Source organism: Dactylosporangium sucinum (assembly GCF_014647515.1).
In the GTDB taxonomy this organism is placed as follows: domain Bacteria; phylum Actinomycetota; class Actinomycetes; order Mycobacteriales; family Micromonosporaceae; genus Dactylosporangium; species Dactylosporangium sucinum.
Map to the genome: position 1 here is coordinate 86,577 of NZ_BMPI01000024.1, position 15,062 is coordinate 101,638.

At 73.4% G+C, this 15,062-nt stretch carries 15 protein-coding genes; 8 read left to right on the plus strand and 7 right to left on the minus strand.

Features of this window, described 5'->3' with window-relative positions; all coding sequences use genetic code 11:
* Window positions 1-9: 9 nt before the first annotated feature.
* The 3 genes from IEZ31_RS24375 (at window position 10) to IEZ31_RS24385 (ending at window position 3,850) form a co-directional block, all read left to right on the plus strand.
* Window positions 10-2,349, plus strand: a complete 2,340-nt coding sequence (locus tag IEZ31_RS24375; protein WP_190252272.1) for a M28 family peptidase — start codon at window positions 10-12, stop codon at window positions 2,347-2,349.
* Between the two features lie 538 nt (window positions 2,350-2,887).
* Window positions 2,888-3,196 (plus strand): hypothetical protein, encoded by a 309-nt coding sequence (locus IEZ31_RS24380; RefSeq protein ID WP_190252273.1) that lies wholly within the window; start codon window positions 2,888-2,890, stop codon window positions 3,194-3,196.
* 45 nt (window positions 3,197-3,241) lie between these two features.
* On the plus strand, window positions 3,242-3,850 hold the full coding sequence (locus IEZ31_RS24385) for a hypothetical protein (protein ID WP_190252274.1): 609 nt from the start codon (window positions 3,242-3,244) through the stop codon (window positions 3,848-3,850).
* Here the strand turns inward: IEZ31_RS24385 and IEZ31_RS24390 are convergent.
* Window positions 3,847-6,303 carry a SpoIIE family protein phosphatase gene (locus IEZ31_RS24390; RefSeq protein ID WP_190252275.1) on the minus strand — a complete coding sequence of 819 codons (2,457 nt, stop codon included), beginning with the start codon at window positions 6,301-6,303 and terminating at the stop codon, window positions 3,847-3,849. The two genes, IEZ31_RS24385 and IEZ31_RS24390, sit on opposite strands and share 4 nt — an antisense overlap.
* A gap of 146 nt (window positions 6,304-6,449) precedes the next feature.
* Between IEZ31_RS24390 and IEZ31_RS24395 the strand changes: the two genes are divergently transcribed.
* Window positions 6,450-7,703, plus strand: a complete 1,254-nt coding sequence (locus IEZ31_RS24395; RefSeq protein WP_190252276.1) for a glycosyltransferase — start codon at window positions 6,450-6,452, stop codon at window positions 7,701-7,703.
* 66 nt (window positions 7,704-7,769) lie between these two features.
* On the opposite strand, the gene IEZ31_RS24400 is transcribed toward IEZ31_RS24395, so the two are convergent.
* Window positions 7,770-7,922, minus strand: a complete 153-nt coding sequence (locus IEZ31_RS24400; protein WP_190252277.1) for a hypothetical protein — start codon at window positions 7,920-7,922, stop codon at window positions 7,770-7,772.
* Here IEZ31_RS24400 and IEZ31_RS24405 point away from each other — a divergent pair.
* Complete coding sequence (locus tag IEZ31_RS24405) at window positions 7,921-8,775, plus strand: RNA polymerase sigma factor SigF (RefSeq protein WP_190252278.1); 855 nt, start codon at window positions 7,921-7,923, stop codon at window positions 8,773-8,775. The genes IEZ31_RS24400 and IEZ31_RS24405 overlap by 2 nt on opposite strands.
* Before the next feature lie 180 nt (window positions 8,776-8,955).
* Here IEZ31_RS24405 and IEZ31_RS24410 read toward each other — a convergent pair whose 3' ends face one another.
* From IEZ31_RS24410 to IEZ31_RS24425, 4 genes are read right to left on the minus strand one after another with little or no spacing between them, the layout of a single operon-like run.
* Complete coding sequence (locus tag IEZ31_RS24410) at window positions 8,956-9,696, minus strand: metallophosphoesterase family protein (RefSeq protein WP_190252279.1); 741 nt, start codon at window positions 9,694-9,696, stop codon at window positions 8,956-8,958.
* Complete coding sequence (locus IEZ31_RS24415) at window positions 9,693-9,941, minus strand: hypothetical protein (protein ID WP_190252280.1); 249 nt, start codon at window positions 9,939-9,941, stop codon at window positions 9,693-9,695. Before IEZ31_RS24415 ends, IEZ31_RS24410 begins: the two co-directional genes overlap by 4 nt.
* 11 nt (window positions 9,942-9,952) lie before the next feature.
* Window positions 9,953-10,552: a nucleotidyltransferase family protein gene (locus IEZ31_RS24420; protein ID WP_190252281.1), complete on the minus strand. Its 600-nt coding sequence runs from the start codon at window positions 10,550-10,552 to the stop codon at window positions 9,953-9,955.
* Window positions 10,553-10,597: 45 nt separating this feature from the next.
* Window positions 10,598-10,954 carry a hemerythrin domain-containing protein gene (locus IEZ31_RS24425; protein WP_190252282.1) on the minus strand — a complete coding sequence of 119 codons (357 nt, stop codon included), beginning with the start codon at window positions 10,952-10,954 and terminating at the stop codon, window positions 10,598-10,600.
* A gap of 126 nt (window positions 10,955-11,080) precedes the next feature.
* Between IEZ31_RS24425 and IEZ31_RS24430 the strand changes: the two genes are divergently transcribed.
* From IEZ31_RS24430 to rocD, 3 genes are all read left to right on the plus strand, one after another.
* Window positions 11,081-11,296 (plus strand): hypothetical protein, encoded by a 216-nt coding sequence (locus tag IEZ31_RS24430; RefSeq protein ID WP_190252283.1) that lies wholly within the window; start codon window positions 11,081-11,083, stop codon window positions 11,294-11,296.
* Window positions 11,297-11,398: 102 nt separating this feature from the next.
* Window positions 11,399-12,190: a dimethylargininase gene (gene ddaH / locus IEZ31_RS24435; protein ID WP_190252284.1), complete on the plus strand. Its 792-nt coding sequence runs from the start codon at window positions 11,399-11,401 to the stop codon at window positions 12,188-12,190.
* An 80-nt stretch (window positions 12,191-12,270) separates the two neighbouring features.
* Window positions 12,271-13,497, plus strand: coding sequence for an ornithine--oxo-acid transaminase (rocD, locus tag IEZ31_RS24440; protein ID WP_190252285.1), 1,227 nt, complete (start codon window positions 12,271-12,273; stop codon window positions 13,495-13,497).
* On the opposite strand, the gene IEZ31_RS24445 is transcribed toward rocD, so the two are convergent.
* Window positions 13,478-14,734: a nitric oxide synthase oxygenase gene (locus IEZ31_RS24445; RefSeq protein ID WP_229835801.1), complete on the minus strand. Its 1,257-nt coding sequence runs from the start codon at window positions 14,732-14,734 to the stop codon at window positions 13,478-13,480. The two genes, rocD and IEZ31_RS24445, sit on opposite strands and share 20 nt — an antisense overlap.
* Window positions 14,735-15,062 lie beyond the last annotated feature (328 nt).

Here is a 15,062-nt window from a genome sequence, read left to right on the forward strand (position 1 = left end):
GACGGAACCTTGTCCGACCGCAGTTTCGCCGCACCGCCGCGGCGACCGCTCGTCGCCGCCGCCGCGGTGGCGGTGCTCGCGCTGCTCGCCTTCCTCGGCATCGCCGACGTCCAGCCCCCGTCGCCCCGCGCGGCGTCGGCGCCGGCCGACGACTTCTCCGCCGGCCGGGCGTTCACCCACGTCCAGCGGATCGGCCAGGAGGTCCACGTCACCGGCAGCCCCGCCAACGACCGCGTCCGCGAGTATCTGGTGGACACCCTCACCGGGCTGGGGCTGCAGCCGGAGGTCCAGGACGCCGTCGGGGTCAACGCCGGCAAGTTCGGCGACGGCGGCATGGCCCACGTCCGCAACGTGGTCGCCGTGCTGCCCGGCAGCGCCTCGACCGGCCAGGTCGTCCTCATGGCGCACTACGACTCGGTCCAGGTGAGCTTCGGCGCCAACGACGACGGCGCGGGCACCAGCACCCTGCTGGAGGTGGCCCGCGCGCTCACGACCGGCGAGCGGCCGCGCAACGACGTCGTCTTCCTCTTCACCGACGCCGAGGAGGCCTGCCTGTGCGGGGCCGAGGCGTTCGTGAGCCGCCACCCGCTCGGGCAGAAGCCGTCGGTGGTGCTCAACTTCGAGGCGCGCGGCAGCAGCGGCCCGGCCGTCATGTTCCAGACCTCGGTGGGCAACGCCGAGCTCATCGACGTCTACGCGCGCACCCCGCACCCGGTCGGCACCAGCCTGGCCGTCGAGGTCTACCGGCTGCTGTCCAACGACACCGACTTCACGCCGTTCCTGGGCCAGCGCCGGTTCACGGGCCTCAACACGGCGTATATCGACGGCTCCAGCGTCTACCACAGCCCGTTCGACCGGCCCTCGACGATGAACCGGGCCAGCCTGCAGCACCACGGCGACAACGCGCTCGCGCTCGCCCGCGCGTTCGGCGGGGCCGACCTGCCGCCGCTCATGAAGCCGGCGTCGGGCGACGCGGTGTATTTCCCGTTCGCCGGGTTCCTGCTGCGCTACCCGTCGGCGCTCACCTGGCCGATCGCGGCCCTCGCCCTGGTCGCCGTGGCCGCCCTGGTGTTCCTGGCCCGCCGCCGCGGCCTGACCTCGGTGCCGCGCACGCTGGCGGGGCTCGGCCTGGCCCTCGTGCCGGTCGTGGTGGTCGCCGTCGCCGCCCAGCTCCTCTGGACGCTGCTGGTGGCGATCCGCCCCGGCTACGGCGAGCTGCTCGACCCGGCCCGCCCGACCTGGTTCCGCTTCGGCGTGGTCGCGCTGACCGCGAGCGTGCTGCTGGCGTGGTATGCGCTGAGCCGCCGCCGGCTGGGCCCCGTCCCCCTGGCGACCGGCGCGCTGACCCTGCTGGCCCTGCTGGGCCTGGTGTTCGCGGCCGTCATCCCCGGCGGTTCCTACCTGGTGGCGATCCCGGCCCTGACCGGCGCCCTGGCCGGCATCGCCGCCCTCTACGTCCCGCACCACGTGCTCAAGGTCGCGGTCCTGACCGCCGGCGCGGGCGTCGCCACCCTGATCCTGGCCCCGACGGTGGCGCTGTTCTTCCCGGCGCTGGGCCTGGCCACGGGCGCGGCCCCGGCCCTGTTCGCGATGCTGCTGGGCCTGGCGGTCCTGCCGGTGCTGGAGCCGCTGTTCCGCCCGGCCGGCGCCGAGCGCCACCGCCTGCTCGGCTCGGCCCCGGCCGCCGCGGCCCTGGTCGTGGCCCTGGCCTGCACGACGGTCGGCATGGTGGTCGACCGCTGGGACGCGGGCCACCCGGAGCCGACCCACCTCATGTACGCACTCGATCGCGACACCGGCACGGCCGAGTGGGTCAGCCTGGAGCAGTCCCCGGGCGACTGGACCTCGGCCTACGTCCGCAACCACCAGGCGCTCAACCGCCAGTTCCCGGTCCTGCCGGAGGGCATGCTCTCGGTCGGCCCGGCCCAGGCGGCCGACCTGCCGGCGCCGGTGGTGACCCCGATCCCGGACAGCTCCGGCGCGGGCTCGTCCTCCGGCGGCCAGCGCACGGTCCGCTTCCGCATCGAGTCGAAGCGCGCGGTCCGCTTCATCTCCTTCTACGGCGAGGTGGGCGACCACCGCGTCGTGCGGGCCACGGTGGAGGGCCGCGACGCCGTCACGTACCTGGACGAGCAGGACCGCTTCGGCGTCGTCTTCCACGCCCCACCGCCGGACGGCATCGAGGTCACCCTGGTCCTGGCCGACTCCTCCCCGTTCACGCTGCGCGTGGTGGACGGCAGCGACGGCCTGACCGGCCTGCCGGGCTTCACGCCCCGCCCCCCGACGGTGGGCGTCTTCGGCAGCCACTCGAGCGAACTGGTAGCGGTAGCCAAAACCACCCATCTGTAGCCCCGCCGCCCGCCCGCGCTACCGCCCACCCGCCGTCCGCAGGCGCGGGCTGCCGCCGCTCGCGCTACCGCCGCTCGCTTCCGCGCTGCCGCCGCCCCCGTGCGGTCGTCCGCGGGTGCGGACTGCCGCCCGTCCGCGCTGCCGCCTGCTCGCGCTGCCGTCTGTGGGCGCGGGCTGGCGCCGCCCGTCCTCGCCGCCTCTCTCGCCGCCCTTCCACCGCGATCTTGGAGTTGTGGTCCTGCTTATGTCCGGCTTTGTCCGACAAATCCGGGACCACAACTCCAAGATCGCGACGGAAGGGGCGGGGTGTCGCACCGGCTTGAGGGGGTGTTGCTTGCGGAGGTTTCTCGATCATCCGCGGCCCTCGCGACGCAAAGAGGTGGTCGGTGTTACGTGGTAGGGAAACTGGGGTTCTGGCGCCAGTTTTGCTACCGCGTAATCGGGTGCGTGGCCGGTCGGCCGGGATCGGGGTGGGGAGTTGTCCACAGGGGGAGGGTCGTGCTGGCGTTCGGTGTGGTGGGGTACTTACCGTCAAGGTATGACGATCGACGCGGCTTCGGCGGGGGCGTGCACGGTCGACGACGTCTGGCGGGTGCCGGCCGTTGCCGGTGGGACCGGCGAAGTGCGGGCCGCCCTGCGGAGTGCCCAGGCCACGCTCACCGCGATCCTCGAGCGGGTCGAGGTGCCCGTTGTCTGGCGGGACGACGGGCGGCTGACCTTCTTTCCGCACGACGCTGCCGAGCTGGCCGCCGTCAGGGCTGCCGTCGATGCCGCTCGGGCCGTCCACGCGCACCTGGTCGGGGTGCTTCGCCACCTGTCGGTTGCGGATGACGAAGCGTCACGATAACGGCCCAGCGGTGGGTGCCGGCGCGGACCCGGCATCATGGTGCGGGTGTACGAGCTGGACGTCGTGACGCCCGAGAGTTTGGCCCGTTTCGTCCACCGTTGGTACGGTCTGCCCGATCGCCCGCCGGTCGACCTGCCGCTCGCGGGCGTGCCGGAGCCGCTCGCGGGGTGGTATCGCATCGCCGCGCGCTACACGCTCCCGCTCAGCCGCGACCACGTCATGCACCCCTGGGACGAGCTGCGGCAGCGGCGGGGGCTGGTGCGGTTCTGGGAAGGCGCGACCGACTGGTACTCCTACGCGTCCGACGGCGGCGCGGAGCCCGAGGTCTACGAGAACGACGAGTCCCCGACCGGGCTCTCGCTGAGCCGGTTCCTCGTCTACGTCGCCGTCTACGAGGCCACGTACGCGCCGCTGCACGGGCTGGTGCGCATGGAGCCCGGGGCGGAGGAGCTGCGCGCGGTCAAGATCCGGCTGCGGGAGCTCGACGACGCCCTCTGGGCGTGGCCGGACCCTGGCACGCGGTACTTCGGCGACGACGACCTGCTCGGGCACCTCGGCCCCGACCGGATCGTGCTCGCGGCCCGGCACCGCGACGCGCTGGGCCGCTTCGACGGCCTCGGCATCCCCTGGGACTGGGACACCCGCGCCGGCTAGCGCACGTGGACCAGCATCGCACAGACGTCCTCGTCGTCGGCCACGTTGAGCGCGCCGACGAGGTGCTGCACCACCGCGTCGAAGTCGCCGAGGTCGATGTGCTCGCCCGCGCGCCGCACCAGGTCGAGCCCGCCGCCGCGGCGCCGGTCGACGCGGGCCTTCCCGCCGGTGTACAGCAGCACGCGGTCGCCGGGTTCGAGGGTCACGGTCGTCTCGGTGTACCGCATCTCGTCCACCTCGCCGAGCGGCAGCCCCAGCGGCCCCGACAGCACCGAGCCCTGCCCGCCGGCCGCATACCGGATCGGCGCCACCTGGCCGGCCGCCGCCCACCGCAGCTCCCGGGTCGCGGGCGAGAACCGGGCCACCACCAGGCACGCGGTGTGCTCGACCTCCATCGCGCAGAGCATGCCGTTGACGGCGGTCAGGATGTCCGCCGGCGGCATGTCCAGCATCGCGTACGCCCGTACCGCGTACCGCAGCCGCGCCGCCGTCGTCATCGACGACAGCCCCCGGTCGTCGACGTCGCCGAGCACCAGGACCGTTGCGCCGCCGGGCAGCGAGGCGGCGTCGTACCAGTCGCCGTCGACCGTCCCGACCCGCTCGGGTGAGCGGCACCGCCCGCAGATCTCGACGCCCTCGGTGTGGCCGAGCTCCGGGTCGGTGGGCAGCAGCGCCTTCTGCAACGCCTCGGCGGCCCGCCGCTCGTCGGCCAGCCGGTGCCGCTGCGCGGCCAGCGCCTCCTCGGCGCGGCGCAGCCGGGCCTCGATCGCCCGCTCCTCGGTGACGTCCTGCACGGTGCCGCGGACGGCGGTCACGTTGCCGGTCTCGTCGAAGATCGGCTCGGCGGTGAGCCGCAGCCGCCGGCCGTTGACCCGCCCCGCCCCGCGGACTTCGGCGAGCAGGTGCTTGCCCTCGACGAGCGTGCGCCGGACCGCGTCCTGCACGGCCAGCAGGTCGTCGGGGTGGACGCTGGAGGTCAGCTCGTCGACCGGCACCCGGGTCGCGTCGCGCCCGCCGTGGATGAGCCGGATGAGCTCGGGGGAGCAGCGCGGCTCGGGGTCGCGCAGCTCCCAGCAGAAGGAGCCGACGCCGGCGATCCGCTCGGCCTGCAGCAGCTGGTCGTAGAGCAGGTCGGCCTCGGTCGCGACCCGCCAGACGGCGAACACCCGGTCCCACAGCCGCACCGCGTGGACGGCCAGCGTCTGCGGCCCGGGGACCCCGTCGGTGCGCGGGTCGGCCCGCAGCCCATCCAGGCGGCGCGGCTGGCCGTCCTGGAGCAGCCGGGCGAACTCGGGCAGCAGCGTCGCGCTGCCCAGCGCCGGGTACGCCGCCAGGAGCGTCGCCTCGTCGGGGTCGACGCGGGCGCCGGAGAAGATCTGCCGGGCCAGGACGTTCGCGTACTCCACCCGGAAGTCGACGACCTGCCCGTCCTCGACCACCGGGGACAGCAGCGCCGCCGGGTCGTGCAGCGCGTCGACGACCGTCGGCAGCCAGACCTGGGCGGGGGCCGCCAGCGCGGTCTCCTCGCCCTCGACGTGGAACCAGGCGCTCGCGATCTCGTCGCCGATGAGCCCGTCGACCTGCCGGGCCACCGGCTCGAGCAGCGCCGTGACGTACCGCCGCAGCTCCTCGGAGTCGGGCAGCGCCTCGTCCCAGGTCATCAGGATCCCGCCGACGATCCGCTCGCCCGCGATGAGCGGCGAGGTCAGGACCGTCGCCCCGCTGAACGGCGCCTGCCCCATGACCGGGAACCGCGCGTCGTTCGCCCCGAGCCAGATCGTCTCGACGTCCTGCACGGCGACGACCAGCGGCAGCGCCGGGTCGGGCGGGATGCGCGACCAGCGGCTGCGCACCTCGCCGGGGACGCCGAACGCGCCGACCCCGCGCTGCGCGCCGTCCGGGTCGAGCAGCGTGAGCCACACCGTCGCCGGGGCCGGCCACGCGGTCGGCGCGGTGCCGAGCACCTCGCTGATCTCGTCGTAGCTGCGCGCGGCGGCGATCCGCGCGCCGAGCAGCTGGTGCTGGGACTGCAGCGCCTCGACCTCGGGGCTGCGGCTGGCCCGCCGGCGGGCCGGGGCCGGCGTGGGCGCGGCCGGTCGCTTGGCGGCCGCCGCCTGCTCGCGGCGCCGGGCGACGTGCTGGCGCAGCTCGTCGTCGATGAGGTTCACCACGTCGGGCGCGTTCGGGTCCGGCGAGGTGGTCCCGACGATCGCCGCGGCGACCTCGATGAGCTTGATGTTGGTGCGCTGGGACAGCCGCACGAGCTGGTCGAAGCCCTGGTCGGGGGTGATGCCCAGGCGCTCCACGAGCACACCCTTGGCCTGCTCGATGACGGCCCGGTTCCGCATGGCAGTGCGCACCCCGGTCAGCTCGGCGCGCAGCTTGGCCACCAGCGCCGCGAGCGCCTCGGCCGGCTCGGCGCTGCCGCCCTCGGCGGGTGGCTTGTCCGCCATTGCACGTTCTCCGTTCACTCGGTACCGACTCGCCCGTTGATGTTTACCACCAACCGGCTCGGGTAGGGGCGTTGGCAGGTCAGCCGGGTCGGCCACGTGGAGGTGCGCAAGGTGCAACAGGCATCTTCGTCGTCGGCAGGTGAGCGTTGAGGATCGCCCTGGTCTCGGCCCAAGCGAGTCCGCTCGCCCTCGGCGGGCCGGGGACCGGAGGCCAGCACACGCACGTGGCCGCGCTGGCGGGGGCGCTGGGGCGGCTGGGGCACGACGTGCGCGTGTACACCCGGCGCGAGGATCCCGACACCCCCGGCGAGGCGCCGTTCGCCGAGCGGGTGATCATCGAGCACGTCACCGCCGGGCCGCCGGAGCCGCTGCCGGTCGACGAGCTGCTGCCCCTCATGGGTGACTTTGGCCGCGCGCTGGCCTCCCGCTGGCAGCACCGCGACGGCCCCGACGTGGTCCACGCCCACTTCTGGCTCAGCGGCCTGGCCGCCCTGACCGCCACCGCCGAGCACCGCCGGCCGGTCATCGAGACGTACCACGGGCTCGGCGCCGTCCGCCGCCGCCACCTCAAGGAGCGCGACACCAGCCCCGAGCCGCGCGTCGGCCTCGAACGCACCCTCGGCACGCTCGTCGACCGGGTCGTCGCCCAGTGCGAGGACGAAGTCACCGAGCTCGGCCGGATGGGCATCCGCCGGGCCGACACCGTGATCGTCCCGTCGGGCGTCGACGGCGAACGGTTCACGCCGGGCGGCCCGGCCGCCGACCGGCCGCGGCCCGGCATGCGGCGCATCCTCAGCGTCGGCCCGCTGGTCGAGCGCAAGGGCTTCGCGGACCTGATCGAGGCGCTGCGCCGGGTGCCCGGCGCGGAGCTGGTCGTGGTCGGCGGGCCGGACCCGGCGGGCCTCGACCGGGACCCGGAGGCCCGTCGCCTCACGGAGTTCGCGGACCGCTGCGGCGTGGGGGACCGGGTGCGGCTCATCGGTGCGGTACCGCTGGATGACCTGCCCGGCTGGTACCGCTCGGCCGACGTGCTGGCGTGCGCCCCGTGGTACGAGCCGTTCGGCCTGACCCCGCTGGAGGGGATGTCCTGCGGCGTGCCCGTGGTCGCGTACGAGGTGGGCGGGATCGCCGAGAGCGTCATCGACAACGTCACCGGCGTGCTGGTCCCGCCCCGCGACACCAACGCCCTCGCGGCGGCCGTCCGCGGGCTGCTCGGCGACGAGGTCCGCCGGATGAGCTACGCCAGCGCGGCGATCGACCGGGTGCGCAGCCGGTACACCTGGGAGCGCACCGCCACCGACCTGGAGCGCGTGTACGCGGCCGTCACGGGCGGCGCCGCGGGATCGGCGGACGAGGACGTCGACGAGGACGACGAGGCACTCAGCGAGGTCTCCTCGTAGGTGGCCACGCCTTGCCCCGGCCGCGACGGAAGCGGTACGTTTAGCTAACCCGCATCAGCCGAACGGCTAGTGGTCACTCCACCGGTCGGCGACGGCGGGCAGGTGCCAGGCGCTCGAGACCACGGGTGCCAGCAGGCGCACTCCGTCCCCGGCCGGAGCCGGCGTGGACACCTCGCCGCTCGTGCCCGGCCGTGGCAGCAGGCAGGGGGATCCCCTCATGACCGTCACCGCCCACCGTTCCGTCCCGAAGCTCACCGGTTCGTCGAGGTCCGTCGGCTCGTTGCGGCCCACCGGTTCGTCGCGGCCCACCGGCAAGGACACCGAGTCCGCCGCGCAGGCGCTGCTCACGCTCCTCGGCGACCTGCCGGCGGACAGCCCCGACCGGGCCCGCGTCCGCGGCCGGCTGATCGAGCTGTACCTGCCGCTCGCCGAGTACCTGGCCCGCCGCTTCCGCAACCGCGGCGAGCCGCAGGACGACCTCAACCAGGTCGCCAACCTCGGCCTGATCAAGTCCGTCGACGGCTACGACCCCGCGCGGGGCGCCGCCTTCGCCAGCTACGCGATCCCGATGATCGTGGGCGAGCTCAAGCGGCACTTCCGGGACAAGGGCTGGGACGTCCGCGTCCCGCGGCGGCTGCAGGAGCTGCGCCTGGAGATCGGCCGGATCTCCGGCGACCTCGCCCAGGAACTGGGCCGCTCGCCGACGGTCGCCGACCTCGCCGGGCGCCTGGGCGTGTCCGAGGAGGAGGTCATCGAGGGCCTGGAGTCCGGCCACGCGTACCGCGCGCTGTCGATCAACGCCCCCGCGGGCGGCGAGGAGCGCGGCGCCGAGCTGGCCGACCTGCTCGGCGGCGTGGACCGCGACCTGGAGGCGGTCGACGACCGCGAGTCGCTGCGGCCGCTGATCGCCCGTCTCCCGGCCCGGGAGCAGCACATCCTGGCCATGCGCTTCTTCGGCAACCTGACCCAGACCCAGATCGCCCAGCAGCTCGGCATCTCCCAGATGCACGTGTCGCGCCTGCTGGCCCACGCCCTGACCCAGCTACGCACCGACCTGGTCCACCCGCTCTAACCCCACACCCACCACCCGCCCCCCCGCCCCGCCCCCTACCTTGCGTCGATCTTGCAGTTGTGGTGCCTGCCAAACCGGGACATTCGCGGCGTGTCCTGGCACCACAAGTGCAAGATCGACGCGAGAGGGGGCGCGGGGCGGACGGGGCGGAGGGGGCGCGGGGCGGAGGGGGTGGGGAGGTCAGACCGGGGCTAGGACCGAGGGGAGCTGGTAGACGTTGTAGGCCTGCTTGATCACCGGGTGGGCCACGTTGCGGACCGGCACGCCGCCCGGCGTTGTGCCGCGCTCCGAGCCCGCGTGGGCGTGGCCGTGCACCGCCAGGCCCACGCCGGGGGCGCCGTCGATCGCCTGGGCCAGCTGGTACGAGCCCAGGAACGGGTAGATCTCCAGCGGCTCGCCCAGCAGCGTCTCCGGTACCGGCGCATAGTGGGTGAGCGAGATCCGCACCTCGCAGTCCAGCGCGGCCAGCGCGTGCCCGAACCGCTCGGCCAACTCGCGGCCGTGGCTGGTGAACGCCTTCATCTCCGGCTCGCCGAACTCGCTCGCGCACGCTCCGGCGAAGCCGCCGCCGAAGCCCTTCGTGCCGGCCACGCCGACGCGCAGGCCGTTGCAGGAGAGCACGGTGCCGGAGCACTCCAGGACGATCAGGCCGGCGTCCTCCAGGATCTTCGCCACCTCGTCCTGCTGGTCGCTGTGGTAGTCGTGGTTGCCGAGGATCGCGATCACCGGTACCGCCAGATCCCCGAACTCCCGGGCCACGCAGTGCGCCTCGTCGGGGGTGCCGTGCCGGGTCAGGTCGCCGGCCAGCAGCAGCATGTCGGCCTTGTCGCCGAGGTGCTCCAGGGCGGGCCGGTAGCGGCCGAGGACGTCGGCGTCGAGGTGGACGTCGCCCACCGCCGCCACGCGGACGAAGTCGCTCACAGCTCCTCGACCTCCTCCGGCTCGTGCACCCGCGTGACCCCGATGTTGCAGCGCACCGGCAGCTCGGGGAACGCCTCGCTGACCACCCGGCAGATCGTGTCCCGGCGCTCGGCGCTCTCCACCTCGCCGACCAGGCTGATCCCGCCGCCCTCGGTGCGGACGAACCGGATGCCCTGCTCGGTGATGCGCTCGTCCTCGGCGAGCAGGTGCTGCAGCTCGCTCTCGACGTACTGGTCGACGGTCATCGTGGAGCCCCCTAAACGGCTGCCGACAGGGCGCTGGCCTCTGCGAGCGACATCACGCCGAGCCGGTCGATCAGGAACAGGAAAGCATGCGCGTACGGCGAGTGGGCCGTTTCCCGGTAGACCCGGGGCCAGTCGATCTGCTCGCGCAGCGACCGGGCGACCGGCAGCCCGCGGGCGAAGTCGCAGTAGTGCGCCGACCAGGTCAGCACCTTGTGGATCATCAGTTCGGTCGCCGAGAGCACCGGCATGTGGCAGGCGTTGACCGCGATGACATCGGTGTCCGCGAGGGTCTGGTCGGTCACCGGGCGCTGGACCGGGCAGAAGATGATGTCGATGAGCAGGTCGCCGGCGTCGGTCTGGTCCCAGGCCTTCACCAGCCAGCCCTCGGGCGGCACCTCGCCGCGGAACCCGACCTCGCTCAGCGCGGTCAGCACCCGCTCGGCGTCCTCCTCCTTGATGAGGAAGTCGATGTCGTGGTCGACCGACTCGCCGCCGCGGGCGTAGACCGCGAAGCTGCCCGCGAGGCAGAAGGGGATGCCCGACTCCTTGAGATGGAAGGCGGCCTTCTTGAGCGTGGCGATGAGCGGTTGCCTGTCTTCCGGAACTGCCATGAATAGTGGCTTACCCGGCCACCCAATCCGTCACACCCGCCGATTTCACCCGAGCAGGCGGGGGAACAGCTCGGTCTCCTCCTCCTGCATGTGCTGCCGGGCGGTGTCCAGCAGGGCCGCCAGCAGCTCGGCGAAGGCCGGGTCGACGTCGTTGAGCTCGGCCAGGCGGGCCACCAGCTCGTCGACCCGGGCGTGCTCGGCCGCCTCGTAGGCGGCGATCTCGGCGCCGAGCAGCGGGTGCAGGCGCTCCTCCTCGGCGCGCGTGTGGCCGGCCAGCAGCGCGGTCGCCGCGTCGAGGGCCGACCGCCGGGCGGCCGGGTCGGTGGCCGTCTCGATCTCGGCGAAGAGCTCCTCCAGCCGGCGGTGGTCGGCCACGAGTCTCTCGACGAGGTCGGACGACATTGCGGCACCTCCAGGAGCGAAACGGCACAAACGGCGTACCCGAGCCGGGGGTGGGCTAACCGTTCTGATCAATATGGGCGGGCCGGGCTTCCGCCGGTGTTGGCACGTGTGTTCGAATACGCGGCTATGGAGCGCAGAAAGCACTGGTGGAACGGCGCCTGGGGGCGGCTCGCCCGCCGCGACGTGTACCTGTTCGAGGACGCCGGCATCTGGTGGGTGGAGTCCCGCGAAGGTGGTGCCGACGGGCGGGCCCGCCGCTACGAGTTCACGGACGAGGACGAGGCGATGAACTGCGTGTCCGGGCTGCTGGCCCAGCCGGGGAGCTGGCGCGAGCTGAAGTAGGCAACGAATCGCCGGTTTCCCGCCGTATCAGACAATGAAGATGCGCCAACAAGCAGCGGATTGCAATGGTTCGCCGCCCGGGACGGCCGTAGATTTTTCATCATGAGCCGTCGCTACCTGATGTGCCGCCCCACGTACTTCACGGTCAACTATGCGATCAACCCGTGGATGGACCCGACCGCGCCGGTCGACACCGAGCGGGCGGTCGCGCAGTGGACCACGCTGTACGAGTTGTACCTGTCGCTCGGCCACACCGTCGACCTCATCGACCCGGTGCCCGGCCTGCCCGACATGGTGTTCGCGGCCAACGGCGCGACCGTCGTCGACGGCAGGGTCTACGGGGCGCAGTTCCGCCACCCGGAGCGGGCCGACGAGGGGCCGGCCTACCTGTCCTGGTTCGCGCGCAACGGCTTCGACGTCCACGCCGCCAAGAACGTCAACGAGGGCGAGGGCGACCTCCTGCTGGCCGGCGAGGTCATCCTCGCCGGCACCGGGCTGCGCACCGAGCACGCGGCGCACCTGGAGGCGCAGGAGCTCTTCGGCCGGCCGGTGATCGGCCTGCAGCTGGTCGACCCGCGCTACTACCACCTCGACACCGCGCTCACCGTCCTGTCGGCGACGAACGTCGCGTACTACCCGGGCGCGTTCTCGCCGGGCAGCCGGGAGGTGCTGCGCCGCCTGTACCCCGACGCGGTCGTCGCGACCGCCGAGGACGCCGCCGTGCTGGGGCTCAACGCCGTCAGCGACGGTCACCGGGTCGTCCTGCCGGCCGCCGCCACCCGCCTCGCCGCGGCGCTAGCGTCGAAGGGGTTCCAGCCGGTGCCGGTCGACGTGTCCGAACTGCACAAGGCCGGTGGCGGACCGAAGTGCTGCACGCTGGAGGTGCGCTCATGACTGGTCCGGAGCGAAGCGGAGGGGCCGGTCGTCATGGGCTCAGTTTTGAAGGCATGTGGCCGGAGCGAAGCGGAGGACGCATGACCGCCGCTGTCACGAACCGGACCGCCCCCGCGGTCGCCGAGGCGGAGCGCTGGACGGCGCACAACTACCACCCGCTGCCGGTCGTGATCGCCGAGGCCGAGGGCGCCTGGGTCACCGACGTCGACGGCCGTCGCTACCTCGACTGCCTGGCCGGCTACTCGGCGCTGAACTTCGGTCACCGCCACCCGGCGCTCGTCGCCGCGGCCCGCGAGCAGCTCGACCGGGTCACGCTCACCAGCCGGGCGTTCCTGCACGACCAGTTCGGCCCGTTCTGCCACGAGCTGGCGCAGCTGTGCGGCAAGGACCTGGTCCTGCCGATGAACACCGGCGCCGAGGCCGTCGAGACCGCGATCAAGGTGTCCCGCAAGTGGGGGTACAAGGTCAAGGGCGTGCCCGACGGCCGGGCGACGATCGTGGTCGCCGACGGCAACTTCCACGGCCGCACCACGACGATCGTGAGCTTCTCGACCGACCCGGAGGCGCGGGCCGACTTCGGGCCGTACACGCCGGGCTTCCGCGTCGTCCCCTACGGCGACCTCGACGCCATGGCCGCCGCGATCGACGACACGACGGTGGCGGTACTGCTGGAGCCGATCCAGGGCGAGGCCGGCGTCCTCGTCCCGCCCGCGGGGTACCTCACCGGCGTCCGCGCCCTGTGCACCGAGCGCGGCGTGCTGTTCGTCGCCGACGAGATCCAGTCCGGCCTCGGCCGCACCGGCGACACGTTCGCCTGCGACCACGAGGGCGTCGTCCCCGACATGTACGTGCTCGGCAAGGCGCTCGGCGGGGGCATCGTCCCCGTGTCCGCGGTCGCGGCCGGCAGCGACGTCCTCGGCGTGCTCCGCCCGGGCGAGCACGGCTCCACGTTCGGCGGCAACCCGCTCGCGTGCGCGGTCGCCCGCGCCGTGATCGCGCTGCTGAACACCGGCGAGCCGCAGGCGCGCGCCAAGGAGGTCGGCGCGCACCTGCATTCCCGCCTCGCCGACCTGGTCGGCCACGGGTTGACCGCGGTCCGCGGCCGCGGCCTGTGGGCCGGCGTCGACATCGACCCGGCCCTCATGACCGGCCGCGCGGCGAGCGAGCGCCTGATGGCCCGCGGCGTCCTGGCGAAGGACACGCACGGCTCGACGCTCCGCCTCGCCCCGCCGCTGGTGGTCACCGTGGACGAGATCGACGCCGCCGCGGACGCGATCACCGAGGTGCTCAAGAACTCCGGCGCATGAACCAGCGGCTCAGCCAGGAGCGGTGGGCGGGCGACGGCTCGTCCACCGCGACCGGCGGCTCCGCCGCCGCCACCGGTGAGCGGCCGCGCCGGCCCAGCTCCCGGGCCTCCGGGTCGAGGTAGAACCCCGGCCGCTGGTCGGCCTCGGTGTAGTACCGGTGGAACACCCCCGTGGTCGCCGGGCTCATCGGCGGCACGATCCACGACCAGTCGGCCGGGGTCGCCCGGCCCGAGCGCTCCTCGCTGGTCATGTGGGCCAGGAACCGCTCCGACTCGGTGTGGTGGTCGCTGATGCGCGCGCCCGCCCGGTCGAACGACCACAGCACGGCCCGGTTCAGCTCGACCAGCGCCCGGTCCTTCCACAGTGACCGCTCGGTGCTCGTGTCCAGCCCGAGCCGCTGCGCGACGACCGGCAGCAGGTCGTACCGGTCGGGGTCGGCCAGGTTGCGGGCGCCGATCTCGGTGCCCAGGTACCAGCCGTTGAACGGCGCCAGCGGATAGTCGACGCCGCCGATCGTCAGCCGCATGTTGGAGATCGCCGGGATGGCGTGCCAGCGCAGGCCCAGCTCGGCGAACCACCGGTGCTCCGGGTGCCCGATCGGCACCTCCCACACCGCGTGCTCCGGCAGCTCGTAGAGGCTGACCTCGCCGCCCGGCCCCTCGATGACCAGCGGCAGCACGTCGAAGGCGTTGTCGGGCTTGCCCCGCCAGCCGTACTGCTGCAGGGTCTCCGTGAACGCGACGTACCGCGGGTCGCCGACGATGGTCCCGTCGGCGTGCCGGTGCCCGGCGTAGCGGATCAGCTGCTCGTTCCACAGCCGCGTGCCCGGCTGCCCCGGCACGTTCGGCGCGAAGACGGAGATCACCGGCCGGATCACGTTGCGCTCGCGCTGCCCGGCGAGGCGCAGGTGCCGCACCAGCTCCTCGTAGATCTCGTCCGGCGCGCTCACCTTGCGCAGGTCGCGCACCACCAGGCTGCGCCAGTAGAGCCGGCCGATGCACCGGCTCGCGTTGCGCCAGGCGACCCGGGCGCCGAAGACCAGCTCGGTGTAGGTGTGGGTGTAGGTTCCGGTCGCCTCGATCTCGTCCCGCACCTCGGCGAGGCGGGCGCGGGGGTTGCCGTGCTGCGGGTTCTCCTTGTGGTAGAGGTCGAGGAACTCCTCGGCCTCGGCGGGATCCACCGGCGAGTGGGGATCCCATTGTGGTCCCGGCGTGTCTCGGTATCCAGGCACGCTCACGCGCAATCCTCCCAACGCTGGCAGGGGCTCCCAGGGGACGTGAGAAACCCATGTTGGGGCGACCGTGCGCGCCGAGGTCGCACATCGTGTGCGGTTCGCGGCGGAGCGTGGAGGATTGCAACCTGCAGAAAGCAAGCCGCGCGGCGCTGTGCGTGCGCAGCGGTGTGCGTGCACGGGGCTGTGCTTGCGCGGGCTGTGTCCGTGCGGTGCCGTGCCCGCCCCGCCCCGCGTCCCCGCGCCGTTCTCCATGATCGCGAAGGATTCTTGTACGCGGGAGTGCCCAAGTCGTCGCGATCACGGAGCAGGCGTCGGTCGTGCGGGTGTTCTC